At 54.7% G+C, this 5,299-nt stretch carries 2 tRNA genes and 3 rRNA genes; all 5 read left to right on the forward strand.

Going from position 1 to position 5,299, the window contains the following annotated elements:
- Nucleotides 1-169: 169 nt before the first annotated feature.
- Nucleotides 170-1,705 (forward strand): 16S ribosomal RNA (locus GO615_RS26980).
- A 73-nt stretch (nucleotides 1,706-1,778) separates the two neighbouring features.
- Nucleotides 1,779-1,855: transfer RNA gene (locus GO615_RS26985), tRNA-Ile, on the forward strand.
- 11 nt (nucleotides 1,856-1,866) lie between these two features.
- A tRNA-Ala gene (locus GO615_RS26990) sits at nucleotides 1,867-1,942 on the forward strand.
- Nucleotides 1,943-2,212: 270 nt separating this feature from the next.
- Nucleotides 2,213-5,096 (forward strand): 23S ribosomal RNA (locus GO615_RS26995).
- A gap of 83 nt (nucleotides 5,097-5,179) precedes the next feature.
- Nucleotides 5,180-5,293: ribosomal RNA gene (gene rrf, locus GO615_RS27000) — 5S ribosomal RNA — on the forward strand.
- Together the 16S, 23S and 5S rRNA genes with 2 tRNA genes alongside form the textbook arrangement of a ribosomal RNA operon.
- Nucleotides 5,294-5,299: the final 6 nt, after the last annotated feature.

Genomic DNA, 5,299 nt, shown 5'->3' on the forward strand with positions numbered 1-5,299 from the left:
CAGAATCTCTTTCTCGCTGCTTCGGCGGCGGTTCTTTAAAAAATTGGACAACCGATAAGTGTGAGTGCTTGGTTGGCGCGACCGAGACTGCTTCGGCAGTTTTAATGTTGCAAAGATTGAGTGCTCAACTGTAAGTCAGTAATGATTTCTTTGAGTGCTTTGTTGGATTGAACTTAAGAGTTTGATCCTGGCTCAGATTGAACGCTGGCGGCATGCTTTACACATGCAAGTCGAACGGCAGCGGGGGCTTCGGCCTGCCGGCGAGTGGCGAACGGGTGAGTAATGCATCGGAACGTACCCAGTCATGGGGGATAACTACGCGAAAGCGTAGCTAATACCGCATACGCCCTGAGGGGGAAAGCGGGGGATCGCAAGACCTCGCGTGATTGGAGCGGCCGATGTCGGATTAGCTAGTTGGTGGGGTAAAGGCCTACCAAGGCGACGATCCGTAGCGGGTCTGAGAGGATGATCCGCCACACTGGGACTGAGACACGGCCCAGACTCCTACGGGAGGCAGCAGTGGGGAATTTTGGACAATGGGGGCAACCCTGATCCAGCCATGCCGCGTGAGTGAAGAAGGCCTTCGGGTTGTAAAGCTCTTTCAGACGGAAAGAAAACGCTTCCCCTAATACGGGAGGTGGATGACGGTACTGTCAGAAGAAGCACCGGCTAACTACGTGCCAGCAGCCGCGGTAATACGTAGGGTGCGAGCGTTAATCGGAATTACTGGGCGTAAAGCGTGCGCAGGCGGTTGTGTAAGACAGGTGTGAAATCCCCGGGCTTAACCTGGGAACTGCGCTTGTGACTGCACGGCTAGAGTACGGCAGAGGGGGGTGGAATTCCACGTGTAGCAGTGAAATGCGTAGATATGTGGAGGAACACCGATGGCGAAGGCAGCCCCCTGGGCCGATACTGACGCTCATGCACGAAAGCGTGGGGAGCAAACAGGATTAGATACCCTGGTAGTCCACGCCCTAAACGATGTCGACTAGTCGTTCGGAGAGGTAACTCACTGAGTGACGCAGCTAACGCGTGAAGTCGACCGCCTGGGGAGTACGGCCGCAAGGTTAAAACTCAAAGGAATTGACGGGGACCCGCACAAGCGGTGGATGATGTGGATTAATTCGATGCAACGCGAAAAACCTTACCTACCCTTGACATGCCTGGAATCCTTGAGAGATCAGGGAGTGCCTTCGGGAGCCAGGACACAGGTGCTGCATGGCTGTCGTCAGCTCGTGTCGTGAGATGTTGGGTTAAGTCCCGCAACGAGCGCAACCCTTGTCGCTAATTGCCATCATTTGGTTGGGCACTTTAGCGAGACTGCCGGTGACAAACCGGAGGAAGGTGGGGATGACGTCAAGTCCTCATGGCCCTTATGGGTAGGGCTTCACACGTCATACAATGGTCGGTACAGAGGGCTGCCAAAGCGCGAGCTGGAGCCAATCCCTTAAAGCCGATCGTAGTCCGGATCGTAGTCTGCAACTCGACTACGTGAAGTCGGAATCGCTAGTAATCGCAGATCAGCATGCTGCGGTGAATACGTTCCCGGGTCTTGTACACACCGCCCGTCACACCATGGGAGTGGGTTTCACCAGAAGTAGGTAGCTTAACCTTCGGGAGGGCGCTTACCACGGTGAGATTCATGACTGGGGTGAAGTCGTAACAAGGTAGCCGTATCGGAAGGTGCGGCTGGATCACCTCCTTTCAAGAGACAGGTCCGCTGTCCGAGTACTCACAACTTATCGGTTGTTCAGGCAAGAGCCTCGAGATGGACGAGAGGGTCTGTAGCTCAGCTGGTTAGAGCACCGTCTTGATAAGGCGGGGGTCGTTGGTTCGAACCCAACCAGACCCACCACCGCATCATGAGGGGGATTAGCTCAGCTGGGAGAGCACCTGCTTTGCAAGCAGGGGGTCGTCGGTTCGATCCCGTCATCCTCCACCACATGTTCGGGTGGGCTCGAGAGTAGGGCTAAGCCGTGCGCACGTTTGGTGTGCAGGGCTTAGGCCTAGTGCCAGTGTTCTTTAACAAAGTGGAAGAAGTAAAGTGTGCGATCTTCGTTGCGCTGTGTCAGCGGCGCGTGAAGACGAAGATCGAACATGGGTTGTGTGATTGCATTGCAATCGTCTGCGCTTTGAACCAGCAGCAGGCGGTTGCGCACAAGCGTGAGTTCGCCTATGACTGGGTCCCTGGCGACAGGGTCCAGGGTTATAGGATCAAGCGACTAAGTGCATGTGGTGGATGCCTTGGCGATCACAGGCGATGAAGGACGTGCAAGCCTGCGAAAAGCGGGGGGGAGCTGGCAATGGAGCTTTGATCCCCCGATATCCGAATGGGGAAACCCACTCCTTCGGGAGTATCCCGGACTGAATCCATAGGTCCGAGGAGGCGAACGCGGCGAACTGAAACATCTAAGTAGCCGCAGGAACAGAAATCAACCGAGATTCCCCAAGTAGTGGCGAGCGAACGGGGAGTAGCCTGCACGACTAAACCATTTACTTAGCAGAACGGTCTGGAAAGTCCGACGATACAGGGTGATAGTCCCGTATGCGAAAAGTAGGTGGCGGGTCTGAGCGTGCGACAAGTAGGGCGGGACACGAGAAATCCTGTCTGAAGATGGGGGGACCATCCTCCAAGGCTAAATACTCGTGATCGACCGATAGTGAACCAGTACCGTGAGGGAAAGGCGAAAAGAACCCCGGGAGGGGAGTGAAATAGATCCTGAAACCGCATGCATACAAACAGTGGGAGCCTCCTTGTGGGGTGACTGCGTACCTTTTGTATAATGGGTCAGCGACTTACGTTCAGTAGCGAGCTTAACCGAATAGGGGAGGCGTAGGGAAACCGAGTCTGATAAGGGCGACATAGTTGCTGGGCGTAGACCCGAAACCGGATGATCTATCCATGGCCAGGATGAAGGTGCCGTAACAGGTACTGGAGGTCCGAACCCACTAATGTTGAAAAATTAGGGGATGAGCTGTGGATAGGGGTGAAAGGCTAAACAAATCCGGAAATAGCTGGTTCTCCCCGAAAACTATTTAGGTAGTGCGTCGTACGGACACTTGCGGGGGTAGAGCACTGTAATCGTTGGGGGGGTCACTGCGATCTACCCCGCGATAGCAAACTCCGAATACCGCAAAGTGATATACGGCAGACAGTCCTGGGGTGCTAACGTCCTGGGACAAGAGGGAAACAACCCAGACCGCCAGCTAAGGTCCCAAATACATGGCTAAGTGGGAAACGAAGTGGGAAGGCATAGACAGCTAGGAGGTTGGCTTAGAAGCAGCCACCCTTTAAAGAAAGCGTAATAGCTCACTAGTCGAGTCGTCCTGCGCGGAAGATGTAACGGGGCTCAAGCCATGAACCGAAGCTGCGGATCTCGAAAGAGATGGTAGGGGAGCGTTCCGTAAGCCTGCGAAGGTGTCTCGAGAGGGATGCTGGAGGTATCGGAAGTGCGAATGCTGACATGAGTAGCGATAAAGGGTGTGAAAAGCACCCTCGCCGAAAGCCCAAGGTTTCCTGCGCAACGTTCATCGACGCAGGGTGAGTCGGCCCCTAAGGCGAGGCAGAAATGCGTAGTCGATGGGAAACGGGTCAATATTCCCGTACCGGTTTTAGATGCGATGGGGGGACGGAGAAGGTTAGGTCAGCCGGGTGTTGGACGTCCCGGTTTAAGCGTGTAGGCGTGCCCCGTAGGCAAATCCGCGGGGCTGAGCCAAGGCGTGATGACGAGGGCTCTTTGAGCCCGAAGTGATTGATACCATGCTTCCAGGAAAAGCCTCTAAGCTTCAGTCTAAAATCGACCGTACCGCAAACCGACACAGGTGGGCAGGAAGAAAATTCTAAGGCGCTTGAGAGAACTCAGGAGAAGGAACTCGGCAAATTGATACCGTAACTTCGGGAGAAGGTATGCCCCACTAGCTTGTAGGAGTACATCCGAAGGGCGAAGGGGCCGCAGAGAATCGGTGGCTGCGACTGTTTATTAAAAACACAGCACTCTGCAAACACGAAAGTGGACGTATAGGGTGTGACGCCTGCCCGGTGCCGGAAGGTTAAGTGATGGGGTGCAAGCTCTTGATCGAAGCCCCGGTAAACGGCGGCCGTAACTATAACGGTCCTAAGGTAGCGAAATTCCTTGTCGGGTAAGTTCCGACCTGCACGAATGGCGTAACGATGGCCACACTGTCTCCTCCTGAGACTCAGCGAAGTTGAAATGTTTGTGAAGATGCAATCTACCCGCGGCTAGACGGAAAGACCCCATGAACCTTTACTGTAGCTTTGCATTGGACTTTGACGGGACTTGTGTAGGATAGGTGGGAGGCTTTGAAGCGGTGACGCCAGTTGCCGTGGAGCCAACCTTGAAATACCACCCTGGTGTCGTTGAGGTTCTAACCTGGGCCCGTGAATCCGGGTCGGGGACCGTGCATGGCAGGCAGTTTGACTGGGGCGGTCTCCTCCTAAAAGGTAACGGAGGAGTACGAAGGTCGCCTAGGTACGGTCGGACATCGTACTGATAGTGCAATGGCAAAAGGCGGCTTGACTGCGAGACCGACAAGTCGAGCAGGTGCGAAAGCAGGTCATAGTGATCCGGTGGTTCTGTATGGAAGGGCCATCGCTCAACGGATAAAAGGTACTCTGGGGATAACAGGCTGATTCCGCCCAAGAGTTCACATCGACGGCGGAGTTTGGCACCTCGATGTCGGCTCATCACATCCTGGGGCTGTAGCCGGTCCCAAGGGTATGGCTGTTCGCCATTTAAAGTGGTACGTGAGCTGGGTTTAAAACGTCGTGAGACAGTTTGGTCCCTATCTGCCGTGGGCGCTGGAAGTTTGAGAGGACCTGCTCCTAGTACGAGAGGACCGGAGTGGACGTACCCCTGGTGTACCGGTTGTGACGCCAGTCGCATCGCCGGGTAGCTAAGTACGGAAGAGATAACCGCTGAAAGCATCTAAGCGGGAAACTCGCCTCAAGATGAGACTTCCCCGGGGCCTCGAGCCCCCTGAAGGGTCGTTGAAGACCACAACGTTGATAGGTCGGGTGTGGAAGCGCAGTAATGCGTTAAGCTAACCGATACTAATTGCCCGTGAGGCTTGATCCTATAACCCTGGATCACAGCGAACAACACGCTAAACAATCACACCCCCACACACTTCACTTCTCCCCCTTTGTCACCCCTTACAGTCTGACGACCATAGCGTCCCGGAACCACTCCTTCCCATCCCGAACAGGACAGTGAAACAGGACCGCGCCGATGATAGTGCTCTTCGTGAGTGCGAAAGTAGGTCATCGTCAGACTAACTA

The sequence above is a fragment of the Aromatoleum evansii genome (assembly GCF_012910805.1).
Classification (GTDB): Bacteria; Pseudomonadota; Gammaproteobacteria; order Burkholderiales; family Rhodocyclaceae; genus Aromatoleum; species Aromatoleum evansii.